The organism is Xanthomonas hortorum pv. cynarae (assembly GCF_002939985.1).
Lineage (GTDB): Bacteria > Pseudomonadota > Gammaproteobacteria > Xanthomonadales > Xanthomonadaceae > Xanthomonas > Xanthomonas hortorum_D.
Window position 1 is genome coordinate 89,848 of record NZ_MDFM01000001.1, and the last position, 17,307, is coordinate 107,154.

A 17,307-nucleotide genomic window follows, 5' to 3' on the forward strand; every position below is an offset into this window, starting at 1 on the left:
GCAGGTGCGACAAGGCCGCGATGACGGCGCATCGGGTACCCTTGCGCGATGTCGCGTGTGAACAAACTCCACCAATGGAAAGAACGTCTGCGTGACCGCGCGCGGACGGTCAGTTTCGGCCGTTTCCTGTGGCGCCGCTTTCTCGATGACCGCCTGTTCCAGGCCGCCGCGTCGCTCGCCTACACCACGGTGTTTGCGCTGGTGCCGTTGGCAATTGTGGTATTCGGGGTGCTGTCGGCGTTTCCGGCGTTCAACGAGTGGAAGGACGCGCTGACCGACTTCATCTTCAACAACTTCGTGCCCGGCGCAGCGCGCTCGGTGCAGAACTATCTCAACCGTTCGCTGGAAGATCTGGGCAAGTTCACCGTGGCCGGTATGGTCGCGCTGGTGGCCTCGTTGCTGATCACCCTGCACAGCATCGAGCAGACCTTCAACAGCATCTGGCGCGTGGCTGCCGCGCGGCCCAAGGTGACGCGGTTTTTGATTTATTGGACCGTGCTGACCCTGGGCACGATGCTGGCCGCCGCCTCGATGGCGATGGCCGCCTACGTGTTCGCGCTACCGCTGTTCCGTACCACCGAAGGTCAATGGCTGGCCGAGTTCGCCTGGCGGCTGGCGCCGATGGCGGTGGAGTTCGTCTGTATCGTGCTGATCTACCGCGTGGTGCCGCAGCATGGGGTGCGCCTGCGGCATGCGCTGCCGGGCGCGCTGCTGGCGGTGATCCTGATGGAGATCGTCAAGTGGGGCTTCGGTTTTTATCTGGGCAATTTCCAGACCTATCAACGCATCTACGGCGCGTTGTCGGCGCTGCCGATCCTGCTGTTGTGGATCTATCTGAGCTGGGTGTCGGTGTTGCTGGGCGCGTCGTTGGCTTCGTCGATGGCGGCGTTCCGCTATCAACCCGAAGCCATGCGCCTGCCGCCGGGCTTCGAGATCTACGGCCTGTTGCGCTTGCTCGGCCGTTTTCGCCAGGCGCGCATCCACGGCAACGGGCTCGACGAAGACCGCATCCTGGCGCTGGAGCCCATGCTCACCGATACGCTGATGCAGGAGCTGCTGTGCGAGCTCAAACGCATCCGCCTGCTGCGTCGCGACGAGCGCGGCCAATGGCTGCTGGCGCGCGATCTGGACGTGGTGCCGCTGGCCGAACTCTACGAAAGCTGCCAACTGCGGGTGCCGATCGAAGACCGCCCGTTGCCGTGTCGCGACGATGCCTACGGCCAGGCCGCCGCCGCTGCGCTGGAACAATTGCGTCAACCGCTGCGCAGCGTGCTGGCGCAACCGGTCGGCGACCTCTACACCCATCTTCCCGGAGATATTCCATGACCCTGCGCCTTGTGCGCGGCGCCTGTGCGCTGCTGTTGCCGCTGTTGTTGATGACCGCCTGCAAGCCCACCGGCGAGGGCGCCCCCGCCGCCGACACCAGCACTGCGCCTGCAGCAGCCCCCCAGGCGCCGGACAAACCTGCCGCAGCCGCAGACCCGGCAACTGCGCCGGATACCTCGGTGGTGCAGCAGACCGCCGAGATGCCGAAGCTGTCGCTGCCCACCGTCACTGGCGAGGCCTACGATCTGGCTGCGCATCGCGGCAAGTGGGTGGTGGTCAATTTCTGGGCCACCTGGTGCGCACCCTGCCTGAAGGAGATGCCGGAGCTGTCGGCGCTGCACACCATGCGCGACAGCATCGAAGTGGTGGGCCTGGCCTACGAAGACATCACCAGCGCCGACATGCAGGCGTTTCTGAAAGATCACCCGGTGTCGTATCCGGTGGCCATTCTCGACCCCTACCAGCCGCCACAGGACTTCGCCACGCCGCGCGGCTTGCCGATGACCTATCTGATCGGTCCGGATGGCAAGGTCGCCAGGCAGTTCCTCGGCCCGGTCACCGCGCGCGATATCGAAACCGCCGTGGGCATCACCGGCAAGGCCGGCTGATGCAGGCGGCGCGCTTCGTCGTCACCGGCGTGGTGCAGGGCGTGTGGTTCCGCGCCTCCACCCGCGAGCGTGCCGTTGCACTGGGCGTGCGCGGCCATGCGCGCAATCAGGCGGACGGCAGCGTGGAAGTGATCGCCGCCGGTACCGATGCCGCGTTGAACGCGCTGGAAACCTGGCTCTGGCAGGGCCCGCCAGCGGCCAAGGTCGCGACCGTAACGCGCACGCCTTGCGCGATGCCGCCGACTGAAGACTTTGTAACTGGCTGAGCATTCGCCGTTGGAGCAGGGCAACAGACTTGCATGGCCTCGCCGATAACCTCCTCAACGCGATCACAGCGTGCAGGGGGAATGTATGGCCGCTCCATCTCAAGACCGCAATGACAGGCACGCGTTGCCTGCACACCGCAGCAACCGTCAACTGACGCAGCTCGCGCCGTGGTTGTATCTCGGCGTGCTGCTGGGCAGCGGCTGGTTGTTGTTCCTGCAACCGCAGACCCGCGTGCTGCAACCCGAGCAGGCGGCGACGAGCTGGTTGCTGGCCTGGATCTTCGGCGGCATCGTGATTGGCGCGGTGCTGTGGAGCCTGCGGCTGGCGCGCGACGGCCTGGGGCAGGCGTCTTCGGCCAGCTATCCCATGTCTGCACGCCTGCCCGATTCGTGGACGGACGCCTACGCTGCCTTGCTGCGCCCGGCCAACGCTGCGCCGCTCTCCGCGCCCAAGCCCGACCCGGCCGATACCCAGCGCGGCGCGGCCTGGCACCGGTTCGGCGGCGGCATGCTCAGCGTGGAAAACTTCGATCCCAACGACGCCACCCGCGCGCCCTGGGACAACCTGGACGCGCAGACCTGCATCGCCCGTCTGGACGATGTGCGCCCGGCCTGGCAGAACGCCAGCGCCAACCGCGCGCTGCAGCAGGAGCGTCGCTACTGGCTGGATGTGGTGCTGTCGCTGCTCGATCACGGCGTCACCCGTCCGCTGCAGGACGGCTATCTGCCCGATACCGCCACGCTGCGTACCGAGCGCTTCCTGCTCGGCGCCGATGCCGGCCCGATCGTGCTGGCCGATGTGCCGGCGTTGTTCGCACGCCGATTGGCGCTGGCCATCGAGACCATGCCGACGCCGCAGCGCGAGGCCGCTGGCGTGCAGTGGCGTTTGCTACAGCAACTGCACGGTCTGGTCGCTGAAAGCCGCATGCTGGACGAGCGTTCGCAGGTCATCCAGGTGCTGGCGTGGAATCCGGACGTGGACCTGGACCAGGTCGAAGTGGCCTACATCCTGGCCGACGAATACCGCCAGGGCATGCGCGACTGGTTACGCCGCGCCGCACTGGTGCGTCTGCCCGACAGCGCGCTACGCCTGGACGAAGTCTTGCTGTCGTCGTGCAGCCCGCTCGGCGCGCAGGCCGATGATGTGGATTACATCGAAGCGATGCGTCCGCTGCACCGCGGTTTCATGCAGCTGTTCAGTCAGCGCCTGAGCCAGTTGGTGTTGCAGGCCGAGCAGGCCGAGCGTCAGGCCGGCCTGTATCCGTTGCCGCGGACCACCGCTGCCAGCGACGAACTCTCTCAGGACTGGCCGGCGTAATCGTCGATCGGTTCCAACACGCCATAACGTTCCTTGTGCGGTTTGCCGTCCAACGGCGGCAGCTGCACTTTTTCTTCGGGCACCGCGGTGTCCGGCAGCCGATCCAGCAGGTCACGGATCAGGCTCAATCGGCCCAGCTTCTGGTCGTTGAACTCCACCAGCGTCCACGGTGCGTCCGGCGTATGCGTCACTTCGAGCATGCGCTCGCGCGCAGCGGTGTAGTCGTCGTACTTGCTGCGTGACTGCAGATCCACCGGCGACAGTTTCCAGCCCTTGAGCGGATCTTCGTGGCGTTCGGCGAAGCGCTGTTCTTGCTCGGCCTGATCCACGCACAGCCAATACTTGAACAGCAAAATGCCGTCGTCGACCAGCAGTTGTTCGAAGCGTGGCGCCTGCTCAAGAAACGCCTCGTATTGGGCGTCGGTGCAGTAGCCCATCACCCGCTCCACACCGGCGCGGTTGTACCAGCTGCGATCCATCAGCACCAATTCGCCGGCCGCCGGCAGATGCGCCACATAGCGCTGGAAATACCACTGCGTGCTTTCGCGATCATTGGGTGTCGGCAACGCTACCACCCGGCATTGGCGCGGATTGAGATGGCTGGCGATGGTCTGGATCACACCGCCCTTGCCGGCCGTGTCGCGGCCTTCCACCAGCACCAGTGCGCGCTGGTTGGTATGCCGCAGCCAGCGCGCCATGTTGACCAGTTCAAGCTGCAGCGGTGCCAGCAGTTTTTTGTAGGCCTTGCGTTTCAGGTGCGACATGCGCGTTCCAACAACGGTGGAGAGCGCGCAGGCTATTCGCCCAGACGTGGACTCAGTGTCGCCAGATTGCAGGGCTTGGTGCGCGCATCCAGTTGTGCACGCACGATCTTTTCCCACGCCGTGCGGCAGGCCGAGGTGGAGCCGGGCAGGCAGAACACGAAGCTGTGATTGGCCAGGCCTGCGAATGCACGCGACTGCAGCGACGAGGTGCCGATTTCTTCCACGCTGATGGCGCGAAACAATTCGCCAAACCCGGGCATGGTCTTGTCCAGCAACGGGGTGATCGCCTCCGGCGTGCTGTCACGGCCGGTGAAGCCGGTGCCACCGGTGATCAGGATGCCGTCGACCTGCGCATCGGCAATCCAGTTCGAGACGATCGCGCGCATGCGGTAACGGTCGTCCGGGCATAACGCGCGTTCGTGCAGCACGTGACCGTCGTGAGTGAGGGCCTCGACCAGATAATCGCCGGAGCGGTCATCGGCCAGGCTGCGGCTGTCGGACACCGTCAGCACGCACAGGTGCAAGGGAATGAAGTCGAGATTGGAAGGCATGCCGCCAGCCTAGCGAGCCTGGACGGCCGGGTACAGCAGTACGGCGTGAAGCCGCACAACGTCAGTCGCAGTCGAGGATCCGCTGACACTGGCAATTAGCAACTGACAGTTCGTGGCAAATCGATAAGCCGCTCTCCCTGGGGGCGAGAAGGCACAGCTTGCGCGCCACTGGTGTGCGTGCCGCCGAGCGCCCACGCCACAAGGTTGGACGCCCCTCTCCCTCCGGGAGAGGGGTTGGGGTGAGGGTACGTCCAGGCGCGCCGTGTCAGTTGCCGGCTTCGGTAAGGGCATCAGCGCGGCCGGGGATCGGCTCCTCGGCTCGGTCAGACATCCTGTCTGACTCGCCGCCGCGGCACATCCCTGTGCCGCTCTCCGCCAATCCCCGGCCACGCTGCCGCCTCAGCACTTCATTACTGTGACTTCAAGGAGTTTGAACTTGATATTGAGGAAGTTGTCTGGAGCCCCTCTCCCGCCGGGAGAGGGGTTGGGGTGAGGGTACGGCGAAGCACGATGCCTGTCGGTACTGGCTTCGGTCGGTACTAGCTTCGGCAAGGGGCAGCAGCGCGGCCGCGGACTGGCTCCTCGGCTCGGTCAGACATCCTGTCCGACTCGCCGCCGCGGCACATCCCTGTGCCGCTCTCCGCCAATCCCCAGCCACGCTGCCGCCTCGGCACTTCATTACTGTGACTTCGAGGAGTTTGAACGCGATATTGAGGAAGTTGGCTGAGCCCCTCTCCCGTTGGGGCGAGGAGGCACAGCTTGCGCGCCATGGGCGCGCGTGCCTTGGAGCGCCCGCGCCTCAAGCGCGGGCCGGGGCGTGGAGCGGGGGTTGGGGGTTGGGGGTGAGGGTGCGGCGGAAGACAGCCATCTATTTTGAAAGCAAAAAGCCCGCGCTAAATTCCCAACCAACCATGGCGCCGCGCGAGTGCCTGCGACAACTCAGCAAAATCATCCGCAAACCCATCCATCTCAAACACCCCGGACGCACGGCGCAGCACATCCACCCGCTTACGCAACGCACCCAGCGCCGCCGGATCACTCGCCAACGCCACCGCCTTGGCAACAAACGCGGCATCGTCCGCCACATTCATCTCAGCCAACCCAAGATGATGATTCAAGCTGCCGGCTACCCGCGCCGCAAAGGTCTCCCCAGGCGTCGTCAATACCGGGCAACCCACCCATAACGCATCCGATGCAGTGGTATGCGCGTTGTAAGGATGCGTATCCAAAAATAAATCCGCATGCCGGTAGCGCGCCAGATACTGCGCATGCGGCAGCTTCGGCATGAATACTAGGCGTTGCGCATCCACGTCTTGGGCCTGCGCCACCGCACGCAAGCGCGCGTCGGCCTCACCTGGCCCGGACAACAGCCACAGCACGCTGCCCGGCACCGCGCGCAGTACTGCCAACATGCGTGCCATGCTGCGCGGATTGAGCTTGTAGCTATTGTTGAAGCAGCACAGCACCACGCCATGCTCGGGCAAGCCGCACTGCGTACGCGAAGGCGGCTCGGCAACCACACGCGAGGTGTCCGATGGCTGAAATGCACCTCGCAAGCGCAACACCTTCTCGCTGTAAAACGGCTCCAGTGACGGCGGCAGCGCGAATGCATCGCCCAGCACGTAGTCCATCCACGGCGCACCGGATGTGCCCGGATACGCCAGCCAGTTGAGTTGCACCGGCGCTGGCCGCAGCGCGAACACTTCCGGTCGCCCGCCGCCGCCCCAGCCGCGCAGATCGAACAACAGATCGATGCCCTGGTCGCGGATGTGCTGCGCAGTGGCCAGATGCCCGAGCGCGGTGACATCGTGCAAGTTCGTGGCCTGCGCCAGGCGCGCGCGAATCTCGCTGCGGTCATCATGGCTGGTCGCAAACAGATGCACTTGCAATTCCGGCTGTCGGCGGCGCAGTGCTTCGAATAACGCCACCGTCAGCAAGCCGGTGGGATGCGCGCCAAACCCATTGGAGACGAAGCCGACCCGCAACGCGCCCTGGCGGCGCACGGCAGTTGGTGGTAACGGGCGCAGGACGGAAGCAATTGTCTGCGCGCGCGTTCGTGCACACGCGAGCTGTTCGGCAGCGCTGGCGTCCTCGCTCAGGAAGGCGAATGGCTCCACCGCCGCAACGCCCTGCGCCACGGCGGCACGTACCTGCGCAGCCAGTGCATCCAGCTCGCGCCAATCGCACAGGCGGCGGCGCCAGTTGAGCAATTGCGCAGTGATGTAGGGCTCGTCGGGCAGCAAGTGATGTGCACGCGTATACGCGGCCGCCGCAGCTTCGGCCTGGCCCGCGTCTTCCAATGCATGCCCAAGCCACAATGCGATGCCAGGATGCTGTGGCACCAGGTCCGATGCCTGCTGCAACAACGACGCTGCTTCTGCATGCCGTTGCTGCGCCCAGCGCACCCGTCCAAGCCGCGCCACCGCTTCCGGATGGCCCGGGTGCAGTGCAAGCGCGCGTTGCACCGCGGCTTCGCCGGCGGCGATCGCGCCCATGCCGAGTTCGGCGTCGGCCAGCATCAGCCAGGCGATGAAATCGCCGGGGTGGTGTCGCACCGCCTCGCGCAGCTGCAACAGCTCGCGCGGGACCTGTGCACTCACGGGCTGTCGCTCAACCGCGCCAGTTCGTCGGCCTGGTGTTCGTGCAGTAAGCGTGCGATCAAGGCATCCAGATCGCCTTCGATGATGTTGGGCAGGTCGTACAACGTGAGGCCTTCTACGCGGTGGTCGGTGATGCGGCCCTGCGGGAAGCTATAGGTGCGGATGCGTTGGCTACGATCACCGCTACCTACCTGCAATTTGCGCGTCTGCGCTTCGGCGGCCGCCGCCTTGCTGCGTTCGGCTTCCACCAGTTGCGCCTTCAGGCGCTTCATCGCCTTGTCGCGATTGGCGTGCTGGCTGCGCTCGGTCTGGCATTCCACCACCACGCCGCTGGGCACGTGGGTAATACGGATTGCCGATTCGGTCTTGTTGACGTGCTGACCGCCGGCACCGGACGAGCGAAATGTATCCACCTTCAGGTCCGCCGGGTTGATCACGATCTCTTCCACATCGTCGGCTTCGGGAATGATCGCCACCGTGGCGGCCGAGGTATGGATGCGGCCCTGCGATTCGGTGGCCGGCACGCGCTGCACGCGGTGGGTGCCGGATTCGAACTTCAGCCGCGAATACGCACCGCGCCCGACCACCCGTGCCACCACTTCCTTGTAGCCGCCGTGTTCGCCGGGGCTGTCGGATTCGATTTCCACCTTCCAGCCCTGACGCTCGGCATAGCGGGCATACATGCGGAACAGATCGCCGGCAAAGATTGCCGCCTCGTCGCCGCCGGTGCCGGCGCGCACTTCCAGAAACAGATTGCCTTCGTCGCGCGGGTCGCGCGGTACCAGCAGCAGGGCCAGCTGCGCGTCCAGCTCGTCCAGGCGTGCCTGTGCGGTAGCGATTTCCTCTTCGGCCAGCTCGCGCATTTCCGGGTCGTTGCGCATGGCTTCGGCTGCACTCAGATCTGCCTTGGCGCGCGCTTCGTCTTCCAGGGCGACGGCCAACGGCTCCAGCTGCGACAGCTCGCGCGACAGCGTGCGGAACTTGTCGTTGTTGCTCACCACCTCGGGGTCGGAGAGCAGGTGCTGCAGTTCTTCGCGGCGCTCGGCCAGCGCTTCGAGCTTACGGCGCAGGGTCGGCGTCATCAGTCCTCACGATCGGGGTAGCTACAGGGGGATGTTGGTAACCGGGTTTTTCCGGAAACAGCCGGTCGGCCGCGCTGGTCAGTTCCAGGTCGTTGTTGAGCGCCGCATCGCGTAACGCGGCAGTTGGCGGGTGCAGCAAACGGTTGGTCAGCGCATGCGCCAGTTGTTCCAGGACTTCATCGGCTGGCTTGCCGTTATTCAATTGCTGGCGCGCCTTGGCCAGCAATTCGTCGCGGGTGCTGTCGCCGAACGCGCGCAGCCGTTTGAGCGGCGCCTGGCGCGCGTTGGCCTGCACCGTTTCGACATAGCGCGCGACCTGCAGATCGATGATCGCTTCGGCCTGGTCGGCGGCTTCGCGGCGGCCGCGGCGGTTGTCTTCCACCGCGCGTTCCAGGTCGTCCACCGTGTACAGGTAGGCATCGCCGAGCTCGGCCACCGAGGCCTCGATATCGCGCGGCACTGCCAGGTCGAACAACAGCATCGGCTTGCGTTTGCGCGCGCGTAGCGCCTGTTCCACCTGCACCCGGGTCACGATTGGCTCGCGTGCGGCAGTAGCCGAAAACACCACGTCGGCCTCGGCCAGATGGCGGTCCAGATCGGTCAGCGGCAACGCATAGCCACCGTGCTGGCTCGCCAACGTCTGCGCATGTGCAAGGGTGCGGTTGGCGATCAGCAAGCGGCGCACGCGGCCTTCGCTCAGATGTTTGGCGGCCAGCTCGATGGTTTCGCCGGCACCGATCAGCAGTACCGTGGATTCGTTGAGGCGGGCAAACGATTCCTGCGCCAGCCGCACCGCAGTGGAGGCCACCGACACCGGATTGGCGCCGACACGGGTATCGGTGCGCGCACGCTTGGCCACCGAGAAGGTCTGCTGAAACAGGCGGTCCAGCCCGCTGCCCAGCGCACCGTGCGCACGTGCCACCGCCCAGGCGTCCTTCACCTGACCCAGAATCTGCGGCTCGCCCAGCACCATCGAATCCAGCCCGGTGGCGACGCGAAACAGATGCCGCACCGCCGCTTCTTCCTGATGCTGATACAGATAACCGCTCAAGCCCGGCGCATGTGTCTCCAGCCAGGTCACCAGGCTGTGCGGGTCGTCGGCCATCGCGTACAGCTCGGTGCGGTTGCAGGTGGACAGCAACGCGGCCTCGCGCACCTGCGGCAACGCGCGCAAGGATTCGAGCGCGCGCGGCAGCGCCTCACCTGCGAACGCCGCGCGTTCGCGCAGGTCCACAGGTGCGGTCTGGTGATTCAGTCCGAGCACCCACAACGTCATTGTTCAGTTGCTTGCGATAAGCTGGCGGCCATTCAGGGCCCCATTTTACGGCCCGGTTGCCCCCGATGCCTGTACCGATTCGCATCCTGAGTGTTCTTTTGCTGGTAGCAGTCTCCGCCAACGCCATTGCAGCACCCAAAAAAGCTCCGCCCACGCCGCCGACCAGCAGCGCCGGCACCACGTCGCTGGAACCCGTGCTCGCCGGTGAATTCGCCTTGCAGGCCGGGCAGTTGGACGATGCCGCCCGCGCCTATCTGGACGCGGCCAAGGCCGAAGCCGGCGACGCCGGGCTGGCCGAACGCGCCGCCCGCATCGCCATGCTGGCCAACGACGATGCCCGCGCGGTCGAAGCCCTGGCGCTGTGGCGCGCGCGCGCGCCCTCGTCGATGGCCATGCGCAGCACCGAAGCCTCGCTGGCCCTGCGTCGTAACGACCTGCGCACCGCACGCCGCGACCTGCTCGGCCTGCTCAAGGAGCCCGACCCACGCGGCTGGCGCTTCGCCCTGATTGCCCTGGCCAATGGCGGGCGCGAGCCGGAAGCCTCGGCCGACGCGCTCGAAGACCTGGTCAAGGCCGGCGCCATCCCCAATCAGATCGAGGCCTGGCAGGAATTCGGCCGGCTCGCCCTGCGCATGGAGCGCCCGGCGCTGGCCAAGCGCATCGTGGACGAAGTAGTGCGCCGCTTTCCCGAAGAGCCGCGCGTGGCCTTGTTGCACGCCACTCAGCTGCAGCAGGAAGGCAAGAACGACGAAGCGCTGGCGCTGCTGAAGAACATCGAGCCGCAGGCGGTGAAGGACTCCGAGCTGCGTGGTGCGCTGGCATTCGCCTACGACGCCATGGGCCAGACCGAGGCGGCTGCACGAGTGCTCTCGACCGGGCCGCAGGACACCCAGACCTACGGGCTGCGTGCCTCCATGCTCGCCAAGGAAAAAGACCGCACCTCGCTGGAGGCGCTGTACGGCGAGCTCAAGCGCAACGCCACCAAGCCCGATCCGGACCGTCGCCTGCTGCTCGGCAAGATCGCCGAGTTCCTCAAGCGTTACGACGAAGCAGTGGAGTGGTATCGCGGCGTGCCCGGCGGCCCGCAGCTGAGCGAAGCGCGTCTGCGCGCGGCCAGCGCACTGTACGAACTGGGCCGCAAGCCCGAGGCGCTTGCCGAAGCCCGCGCGCTGCAGGGCGATGCCAGCGCCGACGATGATGCGCGTCGCGACGCCTATGTGCTCGAAGCCGATCTGCACCAACGTGCCGGCGATGCACCGGGGGAACTGGATGCTTTCGAGCGCGGCCTGGCTGCGTATCCAGACGACGGCGCGCTGCTGTATGCACGCGGCCTGGCCTGGGAACGCCGTGACGACGTCCCGCGTGCCGAGGCCGATCTGCGCAAGATTCTGGTGGCCGAGCCGGAAAATGTCGGGGCCCTCAACGCGCTGGGCTACACCCTGGCCGACCGCACCACCCGCTACAAGGAGGCGCTGGCGCTGATCGACCGCGCCCGTACTGCCGATCCGGACAACCCGGCCATCGTCGACAGCTACGGCTGGGTGCTGTACCGCATGGGTCGCCTGAAGGAAGCCCTGGTGCAGCTGCGCCGCGCCTGGGCGCTGGTCAAGGACCCGGAAATCGCCGCGCATGTCGGCGAAGTGCTGTGGGTCAGCGGCAAGCAGGACGAGGCACGGCGCTATTTCGATGAAGCGCGCCGTCTCGATCCCGACAACCGCGCGCTGCAACGCGCCGTGGAAAAGTTCGGGCTATGAGGGGTGGTGTAGTCCGCGCACTGGCCCTGAGCGGGCTGCTGCTCGCAGGCTTGTCCGGCTGCGTCAGCGTGCCGCGCGGGCAGGGCAGTGGTGCGGCCGTGGTCGAGCAGGTCTCCGATGGCGCGCGTCAGGCCGAAGCCGCACGTCAGGCCTGGTTGCAGGCGCACCCGAACTGGTCGTTCCAGGGCCGGGTGGCGATCAGCAAGGGCAGCAATGGCGGCAGCGGCCGCATCGACTGGCAGCAGGACGGCCCGCGCTATCGCGTGCAGCTCAGCGCGCCGGTGACCCGGCAGAGCTGGGTGCTCACCGGCGACACCACTACCGGCGCCGGGCGTTTGGAAGGCCTGGAAGGCGGCCCTCGCAGCGGCGCAGATGCCGAGCAGGTACTGCTGGAAGCAACCGGATGGACCATCCCGGTCAACCAGATGCCCGATTGGGTACGCGCACTGCGGATCGCCGATGCGGGCGCAGAGCGCGTGGATCTGGATGCTGCCGGCCGCCCACGCACTGTGCAGCAGGACGGTTGGATCATCGACTTTCTCGCCTGGGCCCCGGCCAGCGCCGGCCAGCCCGAGCTGCCGCAGCGCATCGAAGCCCGCAACGGCGAAGCCAAGGTGCGCCTGCTCATCGACCAATGGACGGTCTCGCCCTGATGTCAGCGTTGGAAGCGGGCTGGTCGGCGTGGCCTGCGCCGGCCAAGCTCAATCTGTTTTTGCAGATCGTCGGCCGTCGCGCCGATGGCTATCACCTGCTGCAAACCGTGTTCCGGCTGCTGGACTGGGGGGACACCATTCATCTTCGTCTGCGCAGCGACGGCCTGATCCGGCGCATCGGCGACAGTCTGCCGGGCGTGGCCGAGGACGATGATCTGGTGATCCGCGCCGCGCGCCTGCTGCAATCCAGCGCTGGCGCGCAGGCCGGCGCCGACATCCGGGTCGACAAACGCATCCCTGCCGGCGGCGGTTTCGGCGGCGGGTCGTCGGATGCGGCCACCGTGCTGGTCGCGCTCAATGCCTTGTGGGGACTGGGTTTGCCGGTCGATGCCCTGGCCGAGCTGGGCTTGCGGCTTGGCGCCGACGTGCCGGTGTTCGTGCGCGGACACAACGCCTGGGCCGAAGGCATCGGCGAACAACTGACCCCGATCAGCCTCTCCAAAGCATCCTATGTGCTGGTCGATCCAGGCATTCACGTGCCCACACCTGTTTTATTTCAATCACAGGAATTGACGCGGGATGCCGCGCCCGTGAAAATAGCGGACTTCGCTTCGGGTTCTCTGCTCGACAATGCGTTCGAGCCGGTCCTCCGGCGCCGTGAACCCGCCATCGAGGCAGTGTTCCAGGCGCTTTCCAGGATCGGGACGCCGCGTTTGACCGGGTCAGGGAGCGGTTGTTTCGTCGAATTCGCCACGCGCGCTGCTGCAGAGCAGGCCTTGGCGCAGTTGCCGGACAATCTGAGGGCGTGGGTTGTGGAAGGTGCAGCGCACTCGCCACTGCTCGACGCACTGGACGCGAGACAAGTTTGATGCAGGGGCGTCGCCAAGAGGCCCAAGGCACCAGGTTTTGATCCTGGCATTCGTAGGTTCGAATCCTACCGCCCCTGCCATTTTATGCAGGTCCCTCTGCAACAGTCGTAGACGCAGGTCCCTCTGCAACAGCCCGCACATCCATGTGCGGGGATTGAAAGAAAAGCAAAGCCTGGCATTGGTTCGGCTTTATTCCGCTCCACCATCGACCCACCCGCTCTTTGCCGCCGCCCGAGAGATCTCATGCAAGACCAACGTAATCTGCTGGTGTTCTCCGGCAATGCCAACAAGCCGCTTGCCAAGAGCATCTGCAAGGAGCTTGGCGTTCGCATGGGCAAGGCGCTGGTCACGCGCTTTTCCGATGGCGAAGTACAGGTCGAAATCGAAGAGAGCGTGCGCCGGCAGGAAGTGTTCGTCATCCAGCCGACCTGCGCGCCAAGCGCCGAAAACCTGATGGAGCTGCTGGTGCTGATCGACGCGCTCAAGCGCGCCAGCGCCGCGTCGGTGACTGCGGTGATTCCGTACTTCGGTTACTCGCGCCAGGACCGCCGCATGCGTTCCTCGCGCGTGCCGATCACCGCCAAGGTCGCCGCCAAGATGATCTGCGCGATGGAGGCCGACCGCGTGTTGACGGTCGATCTGCATGCCGACCAGATCCAGGGCTTTTTCGATGTGCCGGTCGACAACGTCTACGCCTCGCCGCTGCTGCTGGCCGACATCTGGCGCGCCTACGGCACCGATAACCTGATCGTGGTCTCGCCGGACGTGGGCGGTGTGGTGCGCGCGCGCGCCGTCGCCAAGCGTCTGGACGATGCGGACCTGGCCATCATCGACAAGCGCCGTCCGCGCGCCAATGTCGCCACGGTGATGAACATCATCGGCGACGTGCAGGGCAAGACCTGTGTGCTGGTCGACGATCTGGTCGATACCGCCGGCACTTTGTGTGCAGCCGCTGCAGCGCTGAAGCAGCGCGGCGCGCTCAAGGTCGTGGCCTACATCACCCACCCGGTGCTGTCCGGCCCGGCGGTGGACAACATCAACAATTCGCAGCTCGACGAGCTGGTGGTCACCGACACGATTCCGTTGAACGAAGCCGCGCGCACCTGCGCCAAGATTCGTCAGCTGAGCGTGGCCGAACTGCTGGCCGAGACCATTCGCCGCATCGCCTTCGGCGAGTCGGTCAGCTCGCTCTACGTCGACTGATTTTTCATTCGGTGCCCGGTTCTCCGGGTGCCTGCACCACGTCTCACCTGGTCGCGGGTGAGACGCTTCATCGCCGCGAGGCGATATTCCAAACCAGGTAGTAAATCCAATGGCAAAGACACACGAAATCAAGGTCGAGCGCCGCGCGAACGAGGGGAAGGGTGCGAGCCGCCGCCTACGTCACGCTGGCGTCATTCCGGCCATCGTCTACGGTGGCGAACTCGAGCCGGTCAGCATCCAGCTCAACCACGAGCAGATCTGGCTTGCCCAGCAAAACGAGTGGTTCTACTCGTCGATCCTCGACCTGAACCTCAATGGCGACGTGCAGCAGGTCCTGCTGCGTGACATGCAGCGCCATCCGTTCAAGCAGCTGATCATCCACATCGACTTCCAGCGCGTCAGCGCCAACGAGAAGCTCAGCGCCGCTGTGCCGCTGCACTTCGTCAACGAAGCAACCTCGCCGGCCGGTAAGTCCAGCGAAGTGGTCGTGACGCACGAACTGAACGAAGTTCAGGTCGTCTGCCTGCCGAAGGATCTGCCGGAGTTCATCGAAGTGGACCTCGGTGCCCTGGAAGTTGGCAACGTGATCCATCTGTCCGAGATCAAGCTGCCGGCCGGTGTGGAAATTCCGGAGCTGAAGCTGGGCAAGGAGCACGACGTGGCGGTGGTTGCTGCCAAGCACGTGCGCATCGAAGAAGAAGACGCTGCCGGTGAAGAAGGTAGCGAAGGCGCCGAGACCAAGTAATCCGTCGGCCGATCCCTCGCACTGCGCGGGGGATCGGCTGCGGTGACTGGCATGTCTGCACTCCGCCTGATTGTGGGACTCGGGAATCCCGGTCCGGAACACGCGCAAACCCGGCACAACGCCGGGTTTCGTTTCGTCGATGCCCTCGTCGAGCGCCATGGCGCGCGCTGGGGGCTGGATGCCAAGTTGTTCGGCGAGACCGCCAAGGTCGAGATCGCCGGGCATCCGGTCTGGCTGCTCAAGCCGGCCACCTTCATGAATCTCAGCGGCAAATCGATCACCGCCGCGTTGCGGTTCTGGAAGATCGAGCCGGAACAGCTGCTCGTTGCACACGACGAACTGGATCTGGCGCCGGGCACTGCGCGGCTCAAGTTCGATGGTGGCCACGGCGGCCAGAACGGTCTGCGCGATACCATCCGCCTGCTGGGGCACGGCAAATTTCACCGCTTGCGTGTCGGCATTGGTCATCCCGGTCACAAGGATCGCGTGGTGCCATGGGTGCTGGGACGGGCAGGGCGCGACGACGATGCGGCGATCGGTGCGGCAGTGGACGCCGCCATCGATGTGCTGCCGCTGGCAGTGGAAGGTAATTTCAACGAGGCGATGAAGCGCCTGCATACGGAAAAATAGAGAATGGGGAATCGGGAATGGGAGGAGCGCTGCTCTTGCCATTCTCGATTCCCGATTCTCCATTCACTGGAAAACCCATGGGTATCAAATGCGGCATCGTCGGCCTGCCCAACGTCGGCAAGTCGACCCTGTTCAACGCGCTGACCAAGGCCGGCATCGCTGCGGCCAATTTCCCGTTCTGCACCATCGAGCCGAACGTCGGCATCGTGCCGGTGCCGGATCTGCGGCTGAACCAGCTGGCTGAGATCGTCAAGCCGCAAAAGCTGATCCCGACCGCGGTCGAGTTCGTCGATATCGCCGGCCTGGTCGCGGGTGCGGCCAGCGGCGAAGGGCTGGGCAACAAGTTCCTGGCCCACATCCGCGAAGTCGATGCGATCACTCACGTGGTGCGTTGCTTCGAGAACGACGACGTCATCCACGTGAACAACAAGGTCGACCCGATCGCCGATATCGAAACCATCGATACCGAGCTGGCATTGGCCGATCTGGATAGCGTGGAAAAGGCGCTCAACCGTGCCGAGCGCAGTGCCAAGGGCGGCGACAAGGATGCAGCGGCACGCAAGCCGGTGCTGGCCAAGTTGCAGGCCGCGCTGGCCGACGGCAAGGCCGGCCGCTCAGTCGGTCTGGACGAGGAAGAAAAAGCGCTGGTGCGCGATCTGTTCCTGCTCACGCTCAAGCCGGTGATGTACATCGCCAACGTGCTCGAAGACGGTTTCGAGAACAACCCGCACCTGGATGCGGTGCGTGCGCATGCAGTGACCGAAGGTGCCGAAGTGGTGCCGGTCTCGGCAGCGATCGAGGAAGAGCTGTCGCAGCTCGACGACGAAGATCGCGACACCTTCCTGGCTGACCTGGGCCTGACCGAGCCGGGCTTGAATCGCGTCATTCGCGCGGCCTACAAGCTGCTTGGCCTGCAGACCTACTTCACCGCAGGCGTCAAGGAAGTGCGTGCGTGGACGGTCAAGGCCGGCTCCACTGCGCCGCAGGCCGCAGCGGTGATCCACACCGATTTCGAGAAGGGCTTCATCCGCGCCGAGACGATCGGTTTCGACGACTTCATCAAGTACCGCGGCGAAACCGGCGCGCGCGATGCCGGTCGTCTGCGGCTGGAAGGCAAGGAATATCGCGTCAAGGAAGGCGATGTGCTGCACTTCCGCTTCAACGTCTGAGCGGGTGCGTGCGGCCGGCATGGCTGCGCACATTCAGACGTGACAAATAGCGCGAAATTTTTGTTGACACTGCTTGTCTCCCACAACAAAATAGCGGGCTGCTTCACCCCGAACCGAATCGCTTTATCGCGCCCCGGTCCGGTAGTAAAAGCTGGAGGGATACCCAAGCGGCCAACGGGGGCAGACTGTAAATCTGCTGGCTTACGCCTTCGGTGGTTCGAATCCACCTCCCTCCACCAGTTTCATGTTGTGTCTTGCAGTTCCCGGTGCGGGAGTAGTTCAACGGTAGAACCTCAGCCTTCCAAGCTGATGGTGCGGGTTCGATTCCCGTCTCCCGCTCCATTGAACGTAAATGCATGGCATAATGCAAAACTCGCTCACGTAGCTCAGTCGGTAGAGCACCTCCTTGGTAAGGAGGAGGTCGAAGGTTCGATTCCTTTCGTGAGCACCATTACTCAATCGTCTTCAACTCCAAACGATTACCGAGACACGC

16 protein-coding genes and 4 tRNA genes are annotated in these 17,307 nt (G+C 65.1%); 15 read left to right on the top strand and 5 right to left on the bottom strand.

The window, feature by feature from the left end; translation table 11 throughout:
- Positions 1-48: 48 nt before the first annotated feature.
- From XcyCFBP4188_RS00445 to XcyCFBP4188_RS00460, 4 genes are all read left to right on the top strand, one after another.
- Entirely contained in the window at positions 49-1,326 is a 1,278-nt protein-coding gene (locus XcyCFBP4188_RS00445; RefSeq protein WP_104591479.1) for a YihY family inner membrane protein, read from the top strand.
- A complete protein-coding gene (locus tag XcyCFBP4188_RS00450) occupies positions 1,323-1,934 on the top strand; it encodes a TlpA family protein disulfide reductase (protein ID WP_104591480.1) in 612 nt (203 codons plus the stop codon). The genes XcyCFBP4188_RS00445 and XcyCFBP4188_RS00450 overlap by 4 nt, the downstream gene beginning before the upstream one ends.
- Complete coding sequence (locus XcyCFBP4188_RS00455; protein WP_006451974.1) at positions 1,934-2,200, top strand: acylphosphatase; 267 nt, start codon at positions 1,934-1,936, stop codon at positions 2,198-2,200. The genes XcyCFBP4188_RS00450 and XcyCFBP4188_RS00455 overlap by 1 nt, the downstream gene beginning before the upstream one ends.
- Positions 2,201-2,285: 85 nt before the next feature.
- Positions 2,286-3,518 (top strand): hypothetical protein, encoded by a 1,233-nt coding sequence (locus tag XcyCFBP4188_RS00460; RefSeq protein ID WP_006451975.1) that lies wholly within the window; start codon positions 2,286-2,288, stop codon positions 3,516-3,518.
- Here XcyCFBP4188_RS00460 and ppk2 read toward each other — a convergent pair.
- From ppk2 to hemA, 5 genes are all read right to left on the bottom strand, one after another.
- Positions 3,500-4,282 (bottom strand): polyphosphate kinase 2, encoded by a 783-nt coding sequence (ppk2, locus tag XcyCFBP4188_RS00465; protein ID WP_006451976.1) that lies wholly within the window; start codon positions 4,280-4,282, stop codon positions 3,500-3,502. The genes XcyCFBP4188_RS00460 and ppk2 overlap by 19 nt on opposite strands.
- A gap of 32 nt (positions 4,283-4,314) precedes the next feature.
- The gene (gene moaB, locus XcyCFBP4188_RS00470) at positions 4,315-4,833 is read right to left on the bottom strand and encodes a molybdenum cofactor biosynthesis protein B (protein ID WP_104591481.1); all 519 of its coding nucleotides are present in this window, start codon (positions 4,831-4,833) and stop codon (positions 4,315-4,317) included.
- Between the two features lie 893 nt (positions 4,834-5,726).
- Positions 5,727-7,433 carry an O-linked N-acetylglucosamine transferase, SPINDLY family protein gene (locus tag XcyCFBP4188_RS00480; protein WP_006450608.1) on the bottom strand — a complete coding sequence of 569 codons (1,707 nt, stop codon included), beginning with the start codon at positions 7,431-7,433 and terminating at the stop codon, positions 5,727-5,729.
- Complete coding sequence (gene prfA, locus XcyCFBP4188_RS00485) at positions 7,430-8,515, bottom strand: peptide chain release factor 1 (protein WP_006450609.1); 1,086 nt, start codon at positions 8,513-8,515, stop codon at positions 7,430-7,432. The genes XcyCFBP4188_RS00480 and prfA overlap by 4 nt, the downstream gene beginning before the upstream one ends.
- Positions 8,493-9,791: a glutamyl-tRNA reductase gene (gene hemA / locus XcyCFBP4188_RS00490; protein WP_006450610.1), complete on the bottom strand. Its 1,299-nt coding sequence runs from the start codon at positions 9,789-9,791 to the stop codon at positions 8,493-8,495. Before hemA ends, prfA begins: the two co-directional genes overlap by 23 nt.
- Positions 9,792-9,856: 65 nt before the next feature.
- Here hemA and XcyCFBP4188_RS00495 point away from each other — a divergent pair, with 65 nt between their 5' ends.
- From XcyCFBP4188_RS00495 to XcyCFBP4188_RS00545, 11 genes are all read left to right on the top strand, one after another.
- Positions 9,857-11,545: a tetratricopeptide repeat protein gene (locus XcyCFBP4188_RS00495; protein ID WP_104591482.1), complete on the top strand. Its 1,689-nt coding sequence runs from the start codon at positions 9,857-9,859 to the stop codon at positions 11,543-11,545.
- Positions 11,542-12,198, top strand: a complete 657-nt coding sequence (gene lolB / locus XcyCFBP4188_RS00500; RefSeq protein ID WP_006450612.1) for a lipoprotein insertase outer membrane protein LolB — start codon at positions 11,542-11,544, stop codon at positions 12,196-12,198. The genes XcyCFBP4188_RS00495 and lolB overlap by 4 nt, the downstream gene beginning before the upstream one ends.
- Positions 12,180-13,067, top strand: coding sequence for a 4-(cytidine 5'-diphospho)-2-C-methyl-D-erythritol kinase (gene ispE / locus XcyCFBP4188_RS00505; protein WP_006450613.1), 888 nt, complete (start codon positions 12,180-12,182; stop codon positions 13,065-13,067). The genes lolB and ispE overlap by 19 nt, the downstream gene beginning before the upstream one ends.
- 3 nt (positions 13,068-13,070) lie before the next feature.
- A tRNA-Gln gene (locus XcyCFBP4188_RS00510) sits at positions 13,071-13,147 on the top strand.
- 163 nt (positions 13,148-13,310) lie between these two features.
- Positions 13,311-14,270, top strand: coding sequence for a ribose-phosphate diphosphokinase (locus XcyCFBP4188_RS00515; RefSeq protein WP_006450614.1), 960 nt, complete (start codon positions 13,311-13,313; stop codon positions 14,268-14,270).
- A gap of 109 nt (positions 14,271-14,379) precedes the next feature.
- Positions 14,380-15,015: a 50S ribosomal protein L25/general stress protein Ctc gene (locus XcyCFBP4188_RS00520; protein WP_023902813.1), complete on the top strand. Its 636-nt coding sequence runs from the start codon at positions 14,380-14,382 to the stop codon at positions 15,013-15,015.
- 51 nt (positions 15,016-15,066) lie between these two features.
- Positions 15,067-15,645, top strand: a complete 579-nt coding sequence (gene pth, locus XcyCFBP4188_RS00525; RefSeq protein ID WP_006450616.1) for an aminoacyl-tRNA hydrolase — start codon at positions 15,067-15,069, stop codon at positions 15,643-15,645.
- A 77-nt stretch (positions 15,646-15,722) separates the two neighbouring features.
- Positions 15,723-16,814 (top strand): redox-regulated ATPase YchF, encoded by a 1,092-nt coding sequence (gene ychF / locus XcyCFBP4188_RS00530; RefSeq protein ID WP_104591483.1) that lies wholly within the window; start codon positions 15,723-15,725, stop codon positions 16,812-16,814.
- A 153-nt stretch (positions 16,815-16,967) separates the two neighbouring features.
- A tRNA-Tyr gene (locus XcyCFBP4188_RS00535) sits at positions 16,968-17,053 on the top strand.
- A gap of 29 nt (positions 17,054-17,082) precedes the next feature.
- Positions 17,083-17,156, top strand: a tRNA-Gly gene (locus tag XcyCFBP4188_RS00540).
- A 33-nt stretch (positions 17,157-17,189) separates the two neighbouring features.
- Positions 17,190-17,265, top strand: a tRNA-Thr gene (locus tag XcyCFBP4188_RS00545).
- The last annotated feature ends 42 nt before the right edge of the window (positions 17,266-17,307 follow it).

What these genes read in the sequence shown, in the direction of transcription:
- XcyCFBP4188_RS00445 (WP_104591479.1), top strand. Translation starts at nt 49, where the DNA reads ATGTCGCGTGTGAACAAACTCCACCAATGGAAAGAACGTCTGCGTGAC.
- XcyCFBP4188_RS00450 (WP_104591480.1), top strand. Translation starts at nt 1,323, where the DNA reads ATGACCCTGCGCCTTGTGCGCGGCGCCTGTGCGCTGCTGTTGCCGCTG.
- XcyCFBP4188_RS00455 (WP_006451974.1), top strand. Translation starts at nt 1,934, where the DNA reads ATGCAGGCGGCGCGCTTCGTCGTCACCGGCGTGGTGCAGGGCGTGTGG.
- XcyCFBP4188_RS00460 (WP_006451975.1), top strand. Translation starts at nt 2,286, where the DNA reads ATGGCCGCTCCATCTCAAGACCGCAATGACAGGCACGCGTTGCCTGCA.
- ppk2 (WP_006451976.1), bottom strand. Translation starts at nt 4,282, where the DNA reads ATGTCGCACCTGAAACGCAAGGCCTACAAAAAACTGCTGGCACCGCTG.
- moaB (WP_104591481.1), bottom strand. Translation starts at nt 4,833, where the DNA reads ATGCCTTCCAATCTCGACTTCATTCCCTTGCACCTGTGCGTGCTGACG.
- prfA (WP_006450609.1), bottom strand. Translation starts at nt 8,515, where the DNA reads ATGACGCCGACCCTGCGCCGTAAGCTCGAAGCGCTGGCCGAGCGCCGC.
- hemA (WP_006450610.1), bottom strand. Translation starts at nt 9,791, where the DNA reads ATGACGTTGTGGGTGCTCGGACTGAATCACCAGACCGCACCTGTGGAC.
- XcyCFBP4188_RS00495 (WP_104591482.1), top strand. Translation starts at nt 9,857, where the DNA reads ATGCCTGTACCGATTCGCATCCTGAGTGTTCTTTTGCTGGTAGCAGTC.
- lolB (WP_006450612.1), top strand. Translation starts at nt 11,542, where the DNA reads ATGAGGGGTGGTGTAGTCCGCGCACTGGCCCTGAGCGGGCTGCTGCTC.
- ispE (WP_006450613.1), top strand. Translation starts at nt 12,180, where the DNA reads ATGGACGGTCTCGCCCTGATGTCAGCGTTGGAAGCGGGCTGGTCGGCG.
- XcyCFBP4188_RS00515 (WP_006450614.1), top strand. Translation starts at nt 13,311, where the DNA reads ATGCAAGACCAACGTAATCTGCTGGTGTTCTCCGGCAATGCCAACAAG.
- XcyCFBP4188_RS00520 (WP_023902813.1), top strand. Translation starts at nt 14,380, where the DNA reads ATGGCAAAGACACACGAAATCAAGGTCGAGCGCCGCGCGAACGAGGGG.
- pth (WP_006450616.1), top strand. Translation starts at nt 15,067, where the DNA reads ATGTCTGCACTCCGCCTGATTGTGGGACTCGGGAATCCCGGTCCGGAA.
- ychF (WP_104591483.1), top strand. Translation starts at nt 15,723, where the DNA reads ATGGGTATCAAATGCGGCATCGTCGGCCTGCCCAACGTCGGCAAGTCG.